Genomic DNA, 19212 nt, shown 5'->3' with positions numbered 1-19212 from the left:
TGAAAAGCCAAGTCGTCGGTAAATTAATTGCAGAAGATATTTGCAAACTGTGCCTAGCAACTTAAAATGGCCTTTGTTTTTGTAAATCACCAATTAGCAGGACGGCATGGCCCGATCAAAAACCAGTAAAAAATGGCTCGACGAGCACGTTAATGACCCTTACGTACAAAAGGCACAACGCGATGGTTATCGGTCACGCGCCAGTTATAAATTAATTGAACTTAATGAAAAAGACTCACTGTTTAAGTCGGGCAGTGTTGTCATGGATTTAGGCGCAGCACCAGGTGGATGGTCGCAGATAGTGGCGCCTATCGTAGGTGAAAGTGGCCGCGTAATCGCATCTGATATTTTACCAATGGACGGCATTGCGGGTGTTGATTTTATTCAAGGCGATTTTACGGAAGCCTCCGTTTATGAGCAAATATTGAACAGTTTGGGCAGCAGCCAAGTAGATTCTGTTATTTCTGATATGGCCCCAAACATGAGCGGTGTGAATACTACCGATCAACATGCTTCTATGTACCTTGTTGAACTTGCATTGGATATGGCCCGAAATGTATTAAAACCCGGTGGTAGTTTTTGTGCTAAAGTTTTTCAAGGCGTTGGCTCAGAAGCTTTTACGAAAGAAGTACGCGCATCGTTTAGCAAAGTGATTGTTCGTAAACCCGCTGCATCTCGCCCACGTTCACGTGAAATTTATTTAGTGGCAAAAGGATTTAAAGCTTGATACCAAGGGCGCTTGAATTTGTGTAAACCAAATAAGCAAAACCAAGCATGTTTTGGCATTAATATAATGAAAAATAATATGTTTAAAAAAGCCTTTTTTTGTTCATTTCTAATTATCTCATGCCCCTATGTTCACTCAGAGCAACAAGTAACACGTTTAACCTCCGATGGTCCTAATAATGGGCATTCCGCTTATGACTTGATAAGGAAATTTGCAGGACCAAGATCTATAGAATCCCCCGACTTGTATCCAGACAACCACCCTGGAGTTCTCCATATATTTGAAGATACAGATGAAGAAGTAGGGCATCATTTTGTGTTTGTTTTGCACCGAGATGTTGATAAGGACCGCGATAAATATATAAAGTTTAACGATCGCCAACGAAATGAAATTAAAGCATATAGCAAATCTAAAAAAGCTTTAAAGGCTTATGAAGGTGAAACACTAAAATATAAATGGAAGTTTAAACTACCGTCCGATATGTCGCTTTCGAATAATTTTAGTCATTTTTTTCAGCTTAAATCGGTAGATGATGGTGTCGGTCAACCCATTTTCACTTTTTCGGGCAGATCATATAAAAATCAAAAGTGGTTTGCCTTATCACATGCAGGTGTTCAAAAAGCGTCTATTATTGCTAAAAAACCGTGGCAAAATATATCGGAAGTGTGGTTAGAAGCAGAATGCAAAGTTACTTATTCGAATGAGGGTAAATTAGAAGTCACCATTAAACGACTTGATCAGCAAGAAGTATTGATACATTTTGAATCCGAAAATATAGATATGTGGCGCGGCACTGATAAGCGTCATTTTGTCCGCCCAAAGTGGGGTTACTATAGGTCTCTCAAATCGAAAAGTATGCTTGCCAACGAAAAAGACTCGATACGCTTTGCTGATTTTGAGGTCATCAAATATTAAACGCCAATTTTAGAAGCGAGCAAAGTAGTCGAAATTTAACGTTCTAATAAATGCAATTTGTCTTTAACACCATTCCATTCATCAGCATCTACGGGTACTGGTTTTAATTTTGTAATATTGGGCCACTTTTGGCTTAGTTGTTCATTTAAAGCTAGATATTCAATTTGGTCTACGGGTAATTCTGTATCTTGATATATTGCATCAGCGGGACATTCAGGTACACATAAGGCGCAGTCAATACATATTACCGGATCAATCGCTAAAAAATTTGGTCCTTCAAAAAACGCATCTACAGGGCAAACCAGAACACAGTCAGTGTACTTGCATTTAATGCAGTTATCGGTCACTACAAATGTCATAAAAACTCATGCTAATCTCAAAAAGTAAGTAGAGATAAGTCTAAAGTAGCCGCTTCAAAACACAAGTTAAATTGAGTTTTCAGGTGTTGCATAAGGCTTTACTATCTTACCTCGCTAATCTGATTTACACTAAAGCATCCCGGCAGACAGGCTGTCTGGCAGTATAAAGAGTATATACAACATGTTGCGCCTCACTGATATCAAGCTTCCTTTAGATCACGATGAATTTGCGATAAAAAAAGCTATTTTGGAAAAGCTTGAGATAGATGAAGAGCAATTCCTTAGCTTTGAAATTTATAAGCGTGGATACGATGCACGCAACAATAAAAATATTCTGTTAATTTATAGTGTAGATGTTGAAATAAAACAGCAAGATGCATTGTTGTCAAAATTTTCTAACGAACCACACGTGCGACTTAGTCCTGATATGCAGTATAAATTTGTTACTCACGCGCCCTCTAATTTAAAAGATAGGCCTGTAGTAGTTGGATTGGGGCCCTGTGGATTGTTTGCTGCCTTAATTTTGGCACAAATGGGATTTAGGCCAATTATCATAGAACGCGGGAAAGCGGTTCGTGAAAGAACAAAAGATACTTTTGGATTTTGGCGCAACAAACCATTAAACCCTGAGTCTAACGTGCAATTTGGCGAAGGAGGCGCAGGCACTTTTTCCGACGGCAAATTATATAGCCAAGTAAAAGATCGCAAGCATTATGGTCGTAAAGTCCTACATGAGTTTGTCGCAGCTGGCGCGCCACAGGAAATAATGTATGTCAGCAAACCGCATATAGGGACCTTTAAATTAGTTAATATGGTTGAGAAAATGCGTGAAACGATTATTGCCCTGGGTGGCGAATTTCGCTTCAGCAGTAGACTTGAAAAACTCAATCTAGTATCTGAAGCCGACGATGAAACACAAGCACTTGAAAATGCAGACCAAGCCAGTCAGAACAAGTCTTATAGACTAAAAGGCTTATATTTGTCTGATGGAGAATACATTGATTGCGAACACCTTATCCTTGCCATAGGACACAGCGCCCGAGATACCTTTGAAGGGCTTTATAAACAAGGGGTGTATATTGAGGCGAAACCATTTTCAATTGGCTTCAGAATTGAACATGAGCAAAGTATGATAGACCGTGCTCGATTTGGTGATAACGCTGGCAATCCTATACTAGGCGCTGCAGATTACAAACTGGTGCATCATTGTAAAAACGGGCGCACAGTATATAGTTTTTGTATGTGCCCAGGTGGCACAGTAGTAGCAGCCGCGTCAGAACCGGGCAGGGTAGTTACTAACGGAATGAGTCAATATTCTCGCCATGAGCGCAATGCTAACAGTGCTATCGTTGTGGGTATCTCACCAGAGAAAGATTATCCGGGGCATCCACTAGCGGGTATACAATTGCAAAGAGACTTAGAGACTATGGCTTTTGAGTTGGGAGGTGAAAATTATTTTGCGCCTGCACAATTGATTGGAGATTTTTTAGCGGGTAAAGCGAGTGAAGACCTTGGAGATGTCAAGCCTTCTTATACACCTGGTATTAGCCTTACCGACTTAAGCAAAATAGTGCCAACTTTTGTAAGCGATGCAATACAAGAAGCTATTCCTGCGTTTGAAAGACAGATTAAAGGTTTTGCTAAAGTAGACGGCTTGTTAACAGGCGTAGAGACTCGAACTTCATCACCTATTTGTATTAAACGTAATAAAGACTATCAAAGTATTAATGTGACCGGTTTATATCCTGCGGGTGAAGGAGCTGGTTATGCGGGCGGCATTTGGTCAGCAGGTATTGACGGTATTAGAGTAGCGGAAGCTTTAGCTTTGCAAATGGTTAAACAAACACTAGAAGAGAGCAATAAGCCTTAGCGTTTGCGGCGTTTGTTAGCTTTATGTTCTCGAGATACTTGTTTTTGTTCACGCTTACTAGGGGTTAATGAGCCATCTTTAAAGCGTTGCTTACGGTCTTGTTTGTCTTGGTCTTTTTTCGCTAAATCTTGTTTTATTTTTAATTCTTCAGCTTGAATCATGTCAGGGTGTTCAAGTGTGATTAGGCCTAACATACCAGAACGTAATTCATTAATGAGGACTTCACATATTTTATGTAAATTAACACGTCCTCCTGATCTAAGCGCTCCTCGGCGAGTTGCTGCCTGCTCTAAAAATGCAATTTCGGTGTCTGGAATGTTATCAAGGCCAAAACGATTTTTGAGCAATACAGGGTAAGTTTTAATTAAATAGTCAGCCGCATAAAAACCGATATCTTCATATTCCACAATGGTGTCTTTAATTGCACCTGTCACGGCTAATCGGTAACTACTATGTTCATTCTCAACCTTTGGCCATAATATGCCAGGCGTATCGAATAAGGTAATACCGCCTTCTAAATTGATTTTTTGTTGAGATTTAGTGACTGCTGGCTCGTTGCCTGTTTTTGCTATAACGCGCTGAGCTAAAACATTTATTAATGTCGATTTACCAACGTTAGGGATCCCCGCGATCATAGCATTAATCACTTTTACACCACCGACTTTTGAGGGCACCATTTTTTTACACAAATCCAGTACAAGCTTCATTTTGCTTTTTTCATCTGTTCGGGTGGTAATCGTTTTTACGCCTTTTTCGCTTTCTAGATAAGATTGCCATAATTTTGTCAGCTCAGGGTCAGCAAGATCAGCTTTACTGAGCACTTTTATGCAAGGCAAATTGCCGCGTAGTGAAGAAATTGCCGGGTTAGCGCTGGAGTAAGGAATGCGTGCATCGAGAACTTCAATTAACAAGTCGATTTTTGGCAAGAGTTCTTTCATTTCTTTTTGGGCTTTATGCATATGCCCTGGATACCACTGAATTGCCATTGTGTTAAGAACCCTCTGTACCAATAAATTCAAACATGATTATATCAGTATTATTAACGACATCCTTAGCTAAATTAGCTTCTTTTAAATTTGTTTTGATAGTCTTTTGGTGTCAATTGTGTGTATCGTTTAAACAAACGAGAAAATGAAGCAACATCCTCATAACCAATATGATTGGAGAGCCCTTTAATATTAAACTCTCCACTTTCTAAGAGGCGTTTTGAATGCTCAATTCGAACAGCTTGTATGTATTCTATTGGTCGCATAGACACGCTTTTCTGAAAACGCCGATTTAGTGTCCGTGGCGTTACATTTGCTTGCTCTGCTAGTAAATTAACGCTTAAATGAAGAGAAAAATTTTCTTCTACATACTCTTGAACTTGTTGTATTAGCGGGTCATTGTGACGTTTATAAAGCTTTAGGTTAGCGTACATGCTTTGATTGCTTTTACGTGAATCGACTATTTGAGTCTTGGCGACTTGATTGGCAATTTCTCTACCACAATAACGTTCAATTAGTAACATAGCTAAATCATAAAAAGCACTACCTCCAGCGGCACAAAAGATATTATCATCTTGCGTGACTAGTTGTTTTTCGTCCAAATTAACCTCAGGATAATCTTCTATAAAACGGCTTGCATAACCCCAATGAGTTGTTGCTTTGCGCCCATTTAATAAACTAGCTTCTGCTAATAAAAACGCGCCGCTGCAATTGCTAGCAACGTCGGCGCCAGATTTGTATAAGCGCCTTAAATGCGGAAAAAGCGGGGCGCTGTTATTAAGCACTTTATCAATTGAGTCACCAATTGTTGGAACCATCAATAAATCACATGTTTCTACTTCGTTAATACTTGCGTGGGGCACAATGGTTAATTGCTTACTACACGTAAACGAACTGCCATGTAAGCTCGCAATTTGTACATCAAACCTAGGTTCAACCGGCAGGTTTAGATAACGTTGCCAGCTCACTCCTGTAAAGGAAAATAAGTCTAACGCGCCTGTTAATGCGCTACTAAGCGCGCCATCAAAGCCAATAATCACAACTTTGTAGGGTTTATAATATGGCATATAGAGTCGTCTTTTAGTGTGTTTTTGTTAAAACAGTCAATAGGCTTATACCGTGATATAAGTACGATAAATGCTTGTCACATATGACCATAATTATGTCATAAATGACAATGCTTTTGCACGACAATATCTATTATATTAAGAGTCCTTGGTTTTCTTTCTAAATATCGACTGGTCGACAGTCACTATAATGAAAGTGCCAATGTACATTCAAAAACTCTATTGTTATTCAATTTTGTATCTATAGAGTTTGTTGACACTTAAATCTGAACAAAACTCAAGAAGGTTACTATGGCTGCTGACACCCTCATACACGATTTTGAACTCCCATTTCAGTTATACGATGTGCTTGATGCAGAAGCGTTGTGTAAACATGACAAATTTTCTGAACACAGTGTAGAAACCTTTGATGCGGTTTTAGATACGGCGCAAAAAATGGCAACCAATTTATTTTTGCCACATAACCATATTGCTGATAAAAATGAGCCACAATTTGATGGGCATAAAGTCAGTATGATTGACGATGTGAAGGTTGCTTTTGATGCATTTAGAGAATCAGGCTTTATCGCTGGCCGTTATAGCTTCGAAGATGGTGGTATGCAACTGCCAGAAACAGTTATGACAGCGGTGTCAGCATATTTTATGTCTGCAAACCCTTCCACTACGGCATATCCTTTTTTAACAGCCGCTGCAATCAACGTTATTTCGCATTTTGCTAACGAAGAACTAAAAAATGCCTTTATGCCAAGAATGTTAACTGGCGAATTTACCGGGACAATGGCCCTAACAGAGCCACATGCAGGTTCTTCTCTTGCCGACATTAAAACTACCGCTAGTCCTCAACCTGATGGCAGTTACCGTTTAAAGGGAAGCAAAATTTATATTTCTGGGGGAGAACACGAGTTATCTGACAACATCGTACATTTAGTCTTGGCTAAAATACCAGGTGGGCCGGGTGGTGTGAAAGGAATATCGCTATTTGTTGTACCTAAATACCGATTAAATTCAGACAATAGCGTTGGTCCTAGAAATGATGTGCAACTGGCTGGTCTGTTACATAAATTGGGTTATCGCGGCACTACATCAACAGCGTTGACCTTCGGTGAAAACAACGATTGTCATGGATATCTGGTTGGTGAACCGCATTTTGGTTTGCGCTACATGTTTATGATGATGAACGAAGCCCGCATAGGCGTTGGTTTTGGTGCTGCAATGATAGGTTATAGAGGTTATTTATATTCTCTTGATTATGCAAAAGACCGTACTCAAGGTCGTATAGCGCCAAATAATAAACCGGAAGATGACGCCACTGCTATTATTAATCATGGCGATGTAAAACGCATGTTATTAGCACAAAAAGCATATACCGAAGGTGGTATGTCTCTGTGCTTATATGGTTCAAATTTAATTGATCGTATTAATACTTGTGAAGATGAAGCCCGCAAGCTAGACCTTCAAGAAATGCTTGATTTACTTACACCGGTATTAAAAGCTTGGCCTTCGGAATATGGTCCAAAAGCGAATGATTTAGGCATTCAAGTGTTAGGAGGGTCTGGCTATACAAGAGAGTATTATTCTGAGCAATTTTGGCGAGACAACCGTCTGAATCCAATACATGAAGGGACTAATGGCATTCAAGCCTTAGATTTAAGTTTCCGCAAAATTTGGCAAAAGAATGGCTTAGGTTTACGTGTTTTACAAAAAGAAATGCAATCAGATTTTGCTAAGGTTTCTACCACGCAAAGCGCAGAATTAGTGCAGGCTCTTAACCCTTATTTGAGTGAACTTCATGAGGTGTTAACGCACCTTACAGCGGTTATGCAAACCGAAAAAGCGTTTACCCTAACGGCTAATGCACAGGCGATGATGAATATATTTTCTAGCATTGTTGTAAGCTGGATATGGATCAGGCAAGCAAGTAAAGCAGAACAGCTTTTGGCAGACACCAGCGATCAACAAAAACAAAATTACTACAAAGGTAAAATCCAAGCCGCTAAATATTTTATTGAATGGGAGTTGCCCACCGTTGCAAGAGATATTCAACTATTAAAAACAAACAACTCAACCTGCGTTGATATGAACAACGATTGGTTCTAAGGAGATAACAATGACTAATGTAACGAATAAACAGTGGCGACTAAAAACGCGACCTTTTGGTGAGCCAGGAGATGACACGTGGGAATATACTCAAACAGCGGTTCCAAAGATACAAGCTGGTCAGTTTTTAGTTAAAGTAGACTATATTTCATTAGATCCAGCCATGCGTGGTTGGTTGAATGATGCAAAGTCATATATCGAACCTGTTCAAATTGGTGATGTTATGCGCGCAGGTACCGTGGGTACAGTTATACAAAGCCAACATGATAAGTTTAAAGCGGGTGATGTGGTTTGCGGGTACAACGGTGTGCAAAGCTATGCGGTTAGTGATGGCACTGGAATGCACAAAGTCGATCCTAATTTAGCACCACTATCTTATTATTTGGGTGTATTAGGTATGCCAGGTATGACAGGTTATTTTGGATTATTAAAAAGCGGCGAACCAAAGGCAGGTGAAACAGTGGTTGTATCTGGCGCTGCAGGTGCTGTCGGCAGTTTAGTCGGGCAAATTGCACGTATTAAAGGTTGCCATGTGGTAGGTATTGCGGGCGGTAAAGAAAAGTGTGAGTTCCTCGTAAATGAACTTGGCTTTGATGCCGCGGTTGACTATAAAAGTGAAAACGTAAAGAAAGCCCTTAAACAAACTTGTCCAAATGGCGTTGACGTATTTTTTGATAATGTTGGTGGCGACATTCTAGATGACGTGCTTACTCAAATAAATCAAAAAGCACGTATTGTCATTTGCGGCGCAATTAGTCAATACAATAATACTACGCCTATCAAAGGTCCTTCAAATTACTTATCTTTGTTAGTTAACCGAGCAAAAATGGAAGGCATAGTTGTGTTTGATAATATAAAAGAATACCCAGTGGCAATGCAAGATATTGCGGCTTGGATCCAGTCTGGAGACCTAAAAGTGAAAGATCATATTGTGGAAGGAATTGAGACCTTTCCAAATACACTAATGATGCTATTCAAAGGCGAAAACTTTGGCAAACTTGTGCTGAAAGTGGGAGAGTAATTCATGATTACTGCTGCTGATGTAAAAGGTAAACGAATACTCATAACTGGTGGGGCATCAGGCATTGGTGCTGCTAGTGGTCTATTATTAGCCAGAAGAGGCGCGAGCGTTATACTTTCTGATTTAGCCATAGATCAAGGAGAAAAGCTTGCATCCCAAGGCAAACAAGAGGGTTTGGATATTACCTTTAAACAAGTGGATGTTAGTGCTGGAAGTCAGGTTCGTTCATTATTTAGTTTTGCTATGGAAACCCTTGGTGGGATAGATGTCGTGCTGAATAACGCTGGAGTTGATCATGAGCCTCGCCCGCTACATGAACTTACGGATGAAGATTTTGACCGTAATATCGCAATTAATTTGAAAGGAGTATGGCACTGCATGCGTGCTGCAATTGCTTGCATGGCATCAAATGGAGGCGGCCATGTTATTAATCTTGCATCAATAGCTGGTTTGCGTTCTGCGCCGTCTTTGTCTGCCTACAGTGCTTCAAAACATGGCGTAGTAGGTTTAACAAAAACAGCGGCACTTGAGTACGCAAAAATAAATATTCGATTTAATGCGGTATGCCCAAGTTTTATCGATACTCCCATGGTCCAAAATAATCTCGATAAATTAGATGAACGTGGTAAAAATCTTATTGTTAAGGCCAGTCCATTAAAACGCTTAGGGCATGTAGACGAAATAGCAAATGCTATTGCTTGGTTAGCAAGTGATGAATCATCTTTTATGAACGGACATTGCTTAACCCTTGATGGCGGAATGTTGGCCTAATTCAAAAACAGTTATTGAACGGAGAAAGATGTGAAAGATTTATTTGATTTGAGCGGTAAAGTAGCTCTTGTTACGGGTGCAAGTCGAGGCATAGGCGAATCAATAGCAAGGTTATTGGCATCAAAAGGTGCTCATGTAATTGTTTCTAGCCGAAAAATAGAAGCTTGCCAAGAAGTTGCTGACAGTATTGTCAAAAATGGGGGGAAAGCGAGCGCATTTCCTTGTCATGTAGGTGAAATGTCTCAAATTGATGCCGTTTTTTCACATATTAAGGCGCAACATGGTCGCATTGATATTTTAGTTAATAACGCAGCTGCAAACCCTTATTTTGGCCATATACTTGATACAGATTTAGCGGCTTACAGCAAAACCGTTGATGTTAATGTTAGGGGCTATTTTTTCATGTCGGTGGCTGCTGGCAATATGATGAAAGAGCAGGGAGGAGGTGTGATATTAAACACTGCATCGATTAATGCTATAAGTCCGGGTGATATGCAAGGGATCTACTCTATTACCAAAGCCGCTGTAGTTAGCATGACTAAAAGCTTTGCTAAAGAATGTGGCCCCCTAAACATTAGAGTAAATGCTTTATTACCGGGCTTAACAGATACTAAATTTGCATCAGCTTTAACTACCAACGATGCAATTCTTAAGCAGGCACTTAAAGTTATACCAATGGGGCGTGTTGCAAATCCAGATGAAATGGCAGGTACAGTATTGTATTTAGTGTCTGAGGCTTCCAGTTACACCACCGGCGCTAGTGTTATAGTCGATGGTGGAATGTTAGCGTAAAAGTACAACTAAAAATAAGGCTATCTCAGTTTTATTTGAGCTAGCCTTATTATGTTTTTACAGCGTCTGCGCTATAGCTTTAGCAAGCACTGAGACGTTTTTATGGTTAATACCTGCAATATTTACACGGCTCGAATCCACAAAGTAGATCGCGTGCTGATCGCGTAAAGCTTGTACTTGTTCTGGTGGAATACACAAGAAAGAGAACATGCCTTTTTGTTTGTTGATAAAACTGAAATCTTTATCAACGTTCTGATCTTCTAAGTTGCTCACCAACATGGCCCTTAATTCGGCCATTCGAGTGCGCATTGCTTCGACCTCGCTTATCCAAATATCGTTTAGACTCTTATTATTCAGTATGATGTCAACTAACGCACCACCATAAGAAGGAGGCATTGAATAAATGCCTCGCGCTACAGATTGTATTTGCGATTGTGCAATATCCTTGGTTGATTGGTCTTTGCATATAATGGCGGCTAAGCCAACTCTTTCCCTATATAAGCCAAAGTTTTTAGAGCAAGACGCCGCTACGATAACTTCTTCTAAGTTTTCAGCCATAAGACGCAAGCCATAAGCATCTTCATCAATTCCGTCGCCGAAACCTTGGTACGCAATATCAATAAAAGGTAAAAAACCGACCTTACTCGCTAAGGCAGTTAATTGTTGCCATTGCTCTTTATTTAAGTCAGCACCAGTAGGGTTGTGACAGCAACCATGCAATAAAACAACATCATCGGCACTTACTTTTGACAAGCAATCCATCATTTCATCAAATTTAATACTTGCTGAGTTTTTATCAAAGTAAGGATATATTTGTAAATCTATACCAGCATCACCTAATAGCGGAATATGATTCGCCCAGGTTGGATCACTCACCCAAACACGGGTATTTTTATTCACTCTCACAAGTAATTCAGCCAATATACGAAGTGCTCCACAACCACCGGGTGCTTGCACCGCAGCAACCCGATTTGCGCTTGTTACAGCCGAATTGTGACCCAGCAAAAGTTCTACCATTCCGTTGATATAGCCTTGATTTCCTTGAGGCGTGATATATACCTTCGACGTTTCACTTGCTAACAGCATTTGTTGCGCTTGTGATACGCAATCCAGAATAGGCGTAAGGCCTTGTTCGTCCTTATACACACCAACCCCAAGATCAATTTTAGCGGGATTGGGGTCTTTTTTAAAAGCAGCGGACAAGCCTAAAATAGGATCGGGAGATAGCGCAGACAGCGATTCGAACACGGTGTTACTTCCTTAATTAGTAAAATGCAGTAAAGTTGGGGCTATTATGCCTGTTTAAATAATAATTTCGAGGCCTATTCTATTGATGTGCAGAAAATCTTTTCTGTTTTTTAGTTCACGCTCAAACTATCGTTGTCGCCAATCATCATATGAAGGGCAACATGCACCAAACAGGTTCAATTGATAACAAATTTGAATTCTTGTTGACCTATGAGTTTTGCATTGGTGTCGAAACTTCGTTCTTCCCACAAACAATTATGATTTTTATCAACTAGCAAGATTGTGCTTGAACGTGTGCCATATTCTTCACTTGTTATGAATATGGAAGACAATTTCCTTTCCCAATCGATTGGAACACCAGTTTTAGGCAGTTCATCATCGCTAGCGGCGACATCATTCATTAATAATTCAAATAAGTGTTCATAGTGTAGTTCACCACTTTGCCTGCAATAGTCAGCTAAGGCTTTGCGGCCCGCATCCAGTTTTGGCCACGGGCTATTAAGACTCGCATTCGATAAGCCATAAACGCCATTGTTTAGGCCATATGAAGTGTTTTCAAAGCTATTATAAACCTGCAAACTACCTATGTTGCCGAATAACAAATTATAACCGTTGTAATTTTCATGTGTTGTTTGCAAATTTGCTAAATATTCATCATCAGGCTGATGATTTACTAGATAATTGGCGACAAGCTCGCCCCGACTGACTGCATTCTCTCTTTCTTTGCCCGGTGCTCTAATATTAGTTAAAGCTGCAATGCGTCCTTTTTTATTTATGCCCATCCATGTTCCACCAGCGACTAAATCTTTACCCGCTAAAATATCTGATTGACCTTGCCAAAAGTGTGACGCTTGGGTAGGTCGCTTATGGAATTCATCACGATTGGCGGCAATAATTAGGGGGTATTTGGGATGTTGGTTGACTGCAATAAATAATATACACATCTATAAATTTATACTTGTTCGAAATACTTGCAACAAAAAAGACCTATACAATAGTGATTTGTTATCGTAACTTCAACCAATTCAACGAATAAACTGTGCTAACATACTTTCACGAAAGGGCGTGTTTGCATTAAAAGTACCACTAGATGTATATGGTATAGCGTCAAAAATAATTTTTAACAATAGGAAGTAGTGAGTGAAAAGAAAGAAGCTAGATTCTGAATTAGTGCATGCAGATCGCCAAGTTAATTTACCCCAGTCGGGCGCGGTGCATGAGGCAAGTAATAATTCAGTTTTATTTCATTTCGATGATGTAGCTGATTTAGAAGCTGTTTTTCAAGGTAAGAAAAATGGTCATGTTTATTCACGAAGTTCTTCTAGTTCTTCAGTTGCTCTGCAAAATATATTAGCAAAATTTGAAAGTGGGAAATATGCAACTGTTTTTTCCACAGGTATGGCAGCGATTAGCGCGCTAATGTTTTCCTTGTTAAAATCGGGAGACCATATCGTAGTTAGTAAATTCCTTTTTGGTAACACTCGCAGTTTTATTGATTCTTTGATGAGGTTTGGCATTGATGTCGATTATATTGATACCACAAAGGTCGATAATTTAGCGGCCGTTGTGAAACACAATACTAAAATGGTATTTTGCGAGAGTATTGCAAACCCTGGCACGCAAGTAGCTGATTTAAAAAATATAGGTGACTATTGCGCATCTAACAGTTTGTTATTCGTGCTTGATAATACAATGACACCTTGTGTTCTATTGGATGCAAAGGCGGTAAAAGCAAATTTACTCACCACCTCTTTGACAAAGTATGTATCTGGACATGGAAACGTGTTAGGAGGTGTTGTTGTTGATATGGGAAACTTTGATTGGACGGGTTTTGATAATATCTATGATGTATACAAAAACGTTGAGCCAGATGCTTTAGGCACGACACAAATTAGGAAAAAGGGCTTACGAGACATTGGTGCAACACTAGCGGCCCAGTCAGCGCATTTGATTTCAACGGGTCTCGAGACTTTATCAATGCGCATGATGAAAATATGCGAAAACGCTCTAAAAGTGAGTCAATTTTTGGCAACTCATAATGGCGTTACCAAAGTATTATATCCAGGTTTACCCGAACACCAACAACATGTGCTGGCAAAGGAACTGTTTAACGGTAATTTTGGTGGTATATTAAGTTTTGAACTTGACGCTAGCATAGATGTACGCTCATTTATTAACGCCTTAGATATGATTTTGTCTGCGACCCACTTAGGAGACAACAGAACGTTAATTTTGCCTGTCGCAAGCACAATATTTTATGAAAATGGTCCTGAGCAAAGGGAAGAAATGGGGATTTCAGATACCCTGATACGCATGTCTCTTGGTATTGAAAACGCCGATGATATAATTCAGGATTTAACGCAAGCATTGCACATGTAAAAAATTTCAAATTTTTTAAAAATTTTATGAACCAAAACACGGGAGTGAACACTAATAATAGTAACAATTTTGATAATTCGGATTGAGTTAACGAAATTGTTTGTGTGTTCCTAGTTGAGTGTGTTGAGCCCCGCGATTGTGCGGGGCTTTTTTTGTTTTTAAAAGCTTATTCGTCTTTTAGAGCAGCAGAAATATCCGCTAAAAAGTCTTCATCATCGGGCTTAACACGGCTTCCATAGTGGACAATGGAGTTACCTTCTTTATTTAACAAATATTTGTTAAAATTCCACTTAGGTTGTTTACCCGTTTCCTCTGCTAGTTGAGCATAGAGCGGGTCTGCGTCTTCACCTCTAACGTCGATTGGCTCAAACATTGGAAAATTAACGCCATAGGTCAGTTCACAGATTTCAGCAGTTTTACTTTCATCATCATATTCTTGCGCAAAAGAATTGGACGGAAAACCAACAACGACCAGGCCGTCATTTTTAAAAGTATCATATAGTTTCTCTAGCCCCTCAAATTGAGGAGTAAACCCGCACTTGCTTGCCGTGTTTACAAATAACACCGCCTTCCCTGCGTAAGCATCACACATGTTTACTATTTCTTGTGAGTTTAATTTTCGCTTCATGTGCTTTAATACATCGGGGCAATCTGCTGCCAATGTGGTAGAAGCAGCAGAGGCGATCATTGCGCCTAATACTATTGATAATTTTTTCATTGACGGTCCTTTATATAATTAGGTGATTTACGTTATTCATAACGAGATGCTCTAGCTTTAGATCACACTTCTTCCAATTTGTGTACAATTAGTTTTAATATGTACGCTAAACTACAATAGGCTTATTATTATTTATTTTAAACATGGCTATACTATCCATGCTGTATCAAATTAATTATCCACATATCGCAAAATGCAATCGAGAATGCTGAATGAACTTAAATAAGACCGCTTTACCTTCAAATAAATTTCAATTAATCGCTGTCATTATTGGTACAAGTGTACTCTTTAGTTGCAACGCAACCGATAGCAGTTCAACTGCAGCAGTTAATATAGACTCCTCTAAGACCTCATCCATCATAAATACAAAAACGATTGAACAAAAAACGCTTCAAATTGATACGCGTGTACTTGAGCAGGCAGCACCCGTCTCATTGACAATGGAACAAATAATGTCTGACCCAGATTGGTTGGGTAGGCAGCCCGAAAATGCATATTTCTCGGCAGATGGAGATAGCATTTTGTATTCTCGAAAGCGCGAAGGTGCAGTAGTACGAGATTTATTTATCACCAGTGCTAATCAAGGCAATGGCATTATTGTTGAACATCAAGATCGGCATTTATATGATTATGATGTAATAGTAGATGATCAAGACTTTGATTTTGTTGGATGGATTCATGAAGGTAATGTATTTGCGCAAAACAAACAGACGAAAAAAGTTACTCAATTGACTAAAAGTAGTGATAGAGCATTTAATCTATCCTATTACAAAAAAACTGGACTTTCTTATCAACAGGGCAGTCGTTTTTATGCAGTAGATGTTAACACCGGCAAGCAAGAACAGTTGTTTGAATGGTATTTTGGTAAAGCCCCTACGGCAGTCGATGCACCCAAAGATTATATCGCTAAAGAGCAAATTAAATTAATTAAATATATTCAAGTGCAGCGGAAAAACAAACAAGATAGGTTTGAGTTTGACCAGAAAGTAAAGCAGGAAAACCCCTCACATATGGTCTCTACCTTTTATTTTAATAAAAGTGATACCAATGTAGCCGCGAGTGTTTCGCCTGATGGCAAGTACGCGATTGTGGTAACCCGTGAAAATACGCCAACGCGTTCTGATACTGATATCATGCCGCACTACATTCAGGAAGACGGACGAATAGCCGCACAAGCGGTAAGAAAACGAGTCGCCGATGCAGAACCACAAGCTCATGATATACATTTTTTAGACTTACGAGCGAACACTCAGAAACGATTGAGTTACAAAGCTTTACCTGGGGTGAATGAAGATGTATTGGCTTCCGTAAAAGCAGAGAATGCAACTCGTGTTGGTAAAACATATACACCCAACAGATTACCTCGAGAAGTACGTTTGTTGTCTACTCAGTCACCTATAAAGTGGCATGATTCAAGTTCACATGTAGCGCTGATGTTAGAAGCGTGGGATAACAAAGACAGATGGATTGTCACGGTCGATGTTGAAAAACCTCAACTAACCAACCAACATCGTGCTCACGACAAAGCATGGATAAATTATAGATTTAATCAGTTTGCTTGGTTTGATAATTCACTCAGTTTGTGGCTACTTAGTGAAGAATCGGGCTATTCACAACTATATACAAAAGCCCTAGACGGGGACTTAAAAGCTATTACACAAGGTAATTTTGTGGTTGACGATGTTGTGCTAACAAAAGATGACCGTTATTTTTATTATACCGCAAATAAGAAACATCCTGGCATATACGAAATTTATCGACGTCCAAGTGAAGGGGGAAATGCAACTGCCTTAACCGACTTAAATGGTAAAACTGAGTATGTCTTGAGCCCTAATGAAAACGAATTAGTGCTAACCCATTCTAAGCTTACTATGCCGCCAGAATTATACACGGTAACTGTAGATGATGCTGTTACAGAATCCGTTATGGCTAATAAGCTTACTAACACAGTTAGCCCAGAGTTTCTGTCTATACCCTGGACTTCCCCATCAATTGTCGCCATAGAATCTAGTCATACAGAACGTCCTATTTATTCACGCGTTTATTTGCCTGAACAAACCGACAGCAATGAAAAACGACGTGCGGTTGTATTCACCCACGGAGCTGGATATCTGCAAAACGCGCACCTTGGTTGGTCTGGATACTTCAGGGAGTTTATGTTTCATTCTTTATTGGTCTCAAAAGGGTATGTTGTCCTTGATATGGACTATAGGGCATCAGCAGGTTATGGCCGGGATTGGCGCACCGCAATTTATCGGCAAATGGGAACTCCAGAGGTAGAAGACTTAAAAGATGGTGTGAGATGGCTGGTCGATAACGCGAATGTTGATGAAGGCAGAATAGGCACTTATGGTGGGTCCTATGGTGGGTTCTTGACGTTTATGTCGCTATTTAATGAACCAGAGCTATTTCAAGCAGGTGCTGCTTTAAGGCCCGTGTCTGATTGGGCGCATTACAATCTTGGGTATACATCAAATATATTAAATACGCCTAATGTCGATCCAATCGCCTATGAAAGAAGTTCACCTATTTATTTTGCCGAAGGTTTAAATAAACCCTTATTGATAAATGCACCGATGGTTGACAATAACGTCTTTTTTGTTGATGTGGTTAGACTTGTGCAACGTTTAATTGAATTAGAAAAAGAAAATTTCGAAACGGCAATCTATCCGGTAGAACCCCATGGTTTTGTCCAGCCTAGCTCATGGCTAGATGAATATCGACGCATCTTTAAATTGTTTGAAACGCATTTGTAAGTAGGGTCAAAAGAGGAGCGGATATGCTAGCGTGTTTTATTATTTCTTTTTAAATACGATTGCTAAACCGATAACAAAGCCTAAAATTATGCCATACAAATGAGCTTCAATTACCACATTTGCTTGAATCAATGCTTGTAATTTGGCGTCAGGTTCACTCAATTGTTCATCAACTATTTTAATAATAACGCCGGCTAGCAATAAATAGCCACTAGCGCGTTTTTTCTGGATATCAATGATAGCGCCGATAACAAACAAACCATGTAAAATCCCCGACAAACCCACGTACCAAATAACATTGGGTGCAAACAAGTAAATGCTTGCGGAGATACCAACACCTAAGACAATACACTGTAAGAACAAACGGCGACTGTTAGCGTAATCACCATGTAACAGCCATAACAATAATAGGCCGAGCAAATTTAACATTAAATGCCAAATGTTTGTATGTAACAAGTGAGCGCTTAAACCTCTCCAGTACTCATATTTAATAAACCCTTCTCGCTCAAACGCTAGGTAATGATAGGCTTGGTGATTAAAAAAACTATCAACAGCAAACAATATGATACACAAAGCACCTATTATAAGATAAGCAAAGTATTGCTCAGGCTTGCTAGGCAATTGTTTGATAAAGCGATTAAAAATATTCATTGTTTACTGACTTTGTCTTTATTAACGTATCGCGAATAAGTACACTTATATTATTAGCAAGGCAATATAATAGAGCAGGATATTGATAATGATCCATCAAGAGCTTGAAAATGCCATATTAACGATTGTAATGGATCGCGCCGATAAAAAAAATGCGCTTGTTCCAGAAATGTATCGAGATATGGGGTTAGCGTTAGAAAATGCATCAAAGCCTGAAAGCGGTGTCAAAGTGATAATAGTAAAAGGCGCCGCAAATTGTTTTACTGCGGGCAATGATGTTGCTCAATTTGCTAAAGCAGTTAATCAAAGCAATCCTTCGCTTAAAGACACCTACCATTTTATGCATGCATTGTTGCATTGTCCTTTACCTGTTATCGCACAAGTAGAAGGTCTCGCCATTGGTATTGGCACAACACTATTACTGCACTGTGATTTTGTTATTTGCCACAAAAACACAAAGTTTGCGATGCCTTTTATTAATTTGGGCTTGGTACCAGAATACGCTTCAAGTTTTATAATTCCTCGTATCGCTGGCAATCTAGTAGCAAAAAAGTTGTTAATGTTGGGTGAATCGTTTGGTTCGGATCAAGCTTTAGAGTGGGGCTTTGTGACTAAAATTGCCGATGATAACTTACAACATGAAGTTGACTCACTTGCGCTAAAGCTTGCCAATAAACCTGCTCTTGCTTTAATGCAGACTAAAAAATTAATAAATCACGATACAACAGAAGTTTCTGAGCACATAGACCGCGAATTAGAAATATTTGTAGAAGCAATGCAGAGCCCTCCGGCAAAAGAAGCGTTTGCTGCCTTTTTGGAAAAACGTGAAATTAACAAAACCTATTTTAAATAAGA

General features: G+C 39.4%; 17 protein-coding genes. 10 read left to right on the top strand and 7 right to left on the bottom strand.

The features are described from left to right. Nucleotides 1-106 precede the first annotated feature (106 nt). Together rlmE and RM552_RS05900 are read left to right on the top strand one after the other, a co-directional pair. Nucleotides 107-727, top strand: a complete 621-nt coding sequence (gene rlmE, locus RM552_RS05905) for a 23S rRNA (uridine(2552)-2'-O)-methyltransferase RlmE (RefSeq protein WP_311367845.1) — start codon at nucleotides 107-109, stop codon at nucleotides 725-727. 66 nt (nucleotides 728-793) lie between these two features. Continuing rightward, nucleotides 794-1642 (top strand): heparin lyase I family protein, encoded by an 849-nt coding sequence (locus RM552_RS05900; RefSeq protein WP_311367844.1) that lies wholly within the window; start codon nucleotides 794-796, stop codon nucleotides 1640-1642. Between the two features lie 35 nt (nucleotides 1643-1677). On the opposite strand, the gene fdxA is transcribed toward RM552_RS05900, so the two are convergent. After that, nucleotides 1678-2001 (bottom strand): ferredoxin FdxA, encoded by a 324-nt coding sequence (gene fdxA, locus RM552_RS05895; RefSeq protein WP_311367843.1) that lies wholly within the window; start codon nucleotides 1999-2001, stop codon nucleotides 1678-1680. A gap of 181 nt (nucleotides 2002-2182) precedes the next feature. Here fdxA and RM552_RS05890 point away from each other — a divergent pair, with 181 nt between their 5' ends. Then, nucleotides 2183-3871 carry an NAD(P)/FAD-dependent oxidoreductase gene (locus RM552_RS05890; RefSeq protein WP_311367842.1) on the top strand — a complete coding sequence of 563 codons (1689 nt, stop codon included), beginning with the start codon at nucleotides 2183-2185 and terminating at the stop codon, nucleotides 3869-3871. Here RM552_RS05890 and ylqF read toward each other — a convergent pair. Next, nucleotides 3868-4857: a ribosome biogenesis GTPase YlqF gene (gene ylqF, locus RM552_RS05885; protein WP_311367841.1), complete on the bottom strand. Its 990-nt coding sequence runs from the start codon at nucleotides 4855-4857 to the stop codon at nucleotides 3868-3870. The two genes, RM552_RS05890 and ylqF, sit on opposite strands and share 4 nt — an antisense overlap. A gap of 74 nt (nucleotides 4858-4931) precedes the next feature. Further along, a complete protein-coding gene (locus RM552_RS05880) occupies nucleotides 4932-5924 on the bottom strand; it encodes a GlxA family transcriptional regulator (RefSeq protein WP_311367840.1) in 993 nt (330 codons plus the stop codon). A 291-nt stretch (nucleotides 5925-6215) separates the two neighbouring features. Here RM552_RS05880 and RM552_RS05875 point away from each other — a divergent pair, with 291 nt between their 5' ends. The 4 genes from RM552_RS05875 to RM552_RS05860 are packed head-to-tail and all read left to right on the top strand — an operon-like array spanning nucleotide 6216 to nucleotide 10605. After that, complete coding sequence (locus tag RM552_RS05875; protein WP_311367839.1) at nucleotides 6216-8021, top strand: acyl-CoA dehydrogenase; 1806 nt, start codon at nucleotides 6216-6218, stop codon at nucleotides 8019-8021. A gap of 10 nt (nucleotides 8022-8031) precedes the next feature. Further along, nucleotides 8032-9042, top strand: coding sequence for an NADP-dependent oxidoreductase (locus RM552_RS05870; RefSeq protein WP_311367838.1), 1011 nt, complete (start codon nucleotides 8032-8034; stop codon nucleotides 9040-9042). A gap of 3 nt (nucleotides 9043-9045) precedes the next feature. Beyond that, entirely contained in the window at nucleotides 9046-9813 is a 768-nt protein-coding gene (locus RM552_RS05865; RefSeq protein WP_311367837.1) for an SDR family NAD(P)-dependent oxidoreductase, read from the top strand. A gap of 30 nt (nucleotides 9814-9843) precedes the next feature. Beyond that, nucleotides 9844-10605, top strand: coding sequence for an SDR family oxidoreductase (locus tag RM552_RS05860; protein WP_311367836.1), 762 nt, complete (start codon nucleotides 9844-9846; stop codon nucleotides 10603-10605). Between the two features lie 57 nt (nucleotides 10606-10662). Here the strand turns inward: RM552_RS05860 and RM552_RS05855 are convergent, their stop codons facing one another. Together RM552_RS05855 and RM552_RS05850 are read right to left on the bottom strand one after the other, a co-directional pair. Further along, nucleotides 10663-11853 carry an amino acid aminotransferase gene (locus tag RM552_RS05855; RefSeq protein ID WP_311367835.1) on the bottom strand — a complete coding sequence of 397 codons (1191 nt, stop codon included), beginning with the start codon at nucleotides 11851-11853 and terminating at the stop codon, nucleotides 10663-10665. A 176-nt stretch (nucleotides 11854-12029) separates the two neighbouring features. Beyond that, entirely contained in the window at nucleotides 12030-12797 is a 768-nt protein-coding gene (locus tag RM552_RS05850; protein WP_311367834.1) for an NRDE family protein, read from the bottom strand. A gap of 196 nt (nucleotides 12798-12993) precedes the next feature. Between RM552_RS05850 and RM552_RS05845 the strand changes: the two genes are divergently transcribed. After that, complete coding sequence (locus RM552_RS05845) at nucleotides 12994-14232, top strand: cystathionine gamma-synthase family protein (protein WP_311367833.1); 1239 nt, start codon at nucleotides 12994-12996, stop codon at nucleotides 14230-14232. Nucleotides 14233-14398: 166 nt separating this feature from the next. On the opposite strand, the gene RM552_RS05840 is transcribed toward RM552_RS05845, so the two are convergent. Continuing rightward, nucleotides 14399-14950 carry a glutathione peroxidase gene (locus RM552_RS05840; RefSeq protein WP_311367832.1) on the bottom strand — a complete coding sequence of 184 codons (552 nt, stop codon included), beginning with the start codon at nucleotides 14948-14950 and terminating at the stop codon, nucleotides 14399-14401. A gap of 212 nt (nucleotides 14951-15162) precedes the next feature. On the opposite strand from RM552_RS05840, the gene RM552_RS05835 reads away from it, so the two are divergent. Beyond that, nucleotides 15163-17706, top strand: a complete 2544-nt coding sequence (locus RM552_RS05835; protein WP_311367831.1) for a S9 family peptidase — start codon at nucleotides 15163-15165, stop codon at nucleotides 17704-17706. A gap of 39 nt (nucleotides 17707-17745) precedes the next feature. On the opposite strand, the gene rrtA is transcribed toward RM552_RS05835, so the two are convergent. Next, on the bottom strand, nucleotides 17746-18357 hold the full coding sequence (rrtA, locus tag RM552_RS05830) for a rhombosortase (protein ID WP_311367830.1): 612 nt from the start codon (nucleotides 18355-18357) through the stop codon (nucleotides 17746-17748). Nucleotides 18358-18445: 88 nt separating this feature from the next. On the opposite strand from rrtA, the gene RM552_RS05825 reads away from it, so the two are divergent. Continuing rightward, a complete protein-coding gene (locus tag RM552_RS05825) occupies nucleotides 18446-19210 on the top strand; it encodes an enoyl-CoA hydratase-related protein (protein WP_311367829.1) in 765 nt (254 codons plus the stop codon). Nucleotides 19211-19212: the final 2 nt, after the last annotated feature.

It is taken from the genome of Glaciecola petra (genome assembly GCF_031846345.1).
Classification (GTDB): Bacteria; Pseudomonadota; Gammaproteobacteria; order Enterobacterales; family Alteromonadaceae; genus Glaciecola; species Glaciecola petra.
Note: the sequence above shows the minus strand (reverse complement) of the source record. Positions and strands in the feature narration are given on the sequence as shown.